Source organism: Ramlibacter sp. WS9 (assembly GCF_003797765.1).
In the GTDB taxonomy this organism is placed as follows: Bacteria; Pseudomonadota; Gammaproteobacteria; order Burkholderiales; family Burkholderiaceae_C; genus Ramlibacter.
The window spans coordinates 1-437 of record NZ_RKMB01000147.1; the positions used below are offsets into that span (position 1 = coordinate 1).

1 protein-coding gene is annotated in these 437 nt (G+C 55.8%); it reads right to left on the reverse strand.

Annotated features, from left to right (window positions below; all coding sequences use genetic code 11):
- Positions 1-280, reverse strand: a 280-nt coding sequence (locus EEB15_RS34420) for a hypothetical protein (RefSeq protein ID WP_233259732.1), incomplete at its 3' end; no start/stop codon positions are given.
- Positions 281-437: the final 157 nt, after the last annotated feature.

Here is a 437-nt window from a genome sequence, read left to right on the forward strand (position 1 = left end):
AGTCACCCTGGACGAACCTTTCTCGCTGGCCGGCGTAGTTCAGACCACGAAGCCCATAAGCGAAGGCACGGAACTGCCAAAACGCTACAGGGCCAAAACGCTGTGCATAGCGCTTGCAAACCGCGCGCAGAGCCAGTCGGACATACGGTTTCGGTAGCCCCCAGCAGTAGCAACTGATGCCCTGCTGGTAGAAAAGCTCGTAGTCCATGTTCGGCATCCCTGTTTCATCTACGGCGTGCCTGTGAAAACTGTGGCGCTGGATCACCTGCGAGCGGGACATGGTTGCGATTTCTCTTAACTCGGGACGTAGTTGCGTGAGCACTTGCAATTTTGCTCGTAGAACGCGACTGCTTCACTGTCAGGCATGTTGGTAGGGCAAAGTTGCAGCGTCTTGGAACTGTGGATGCAGGCACAGCCTTCCTCGAAATACTCGCGGT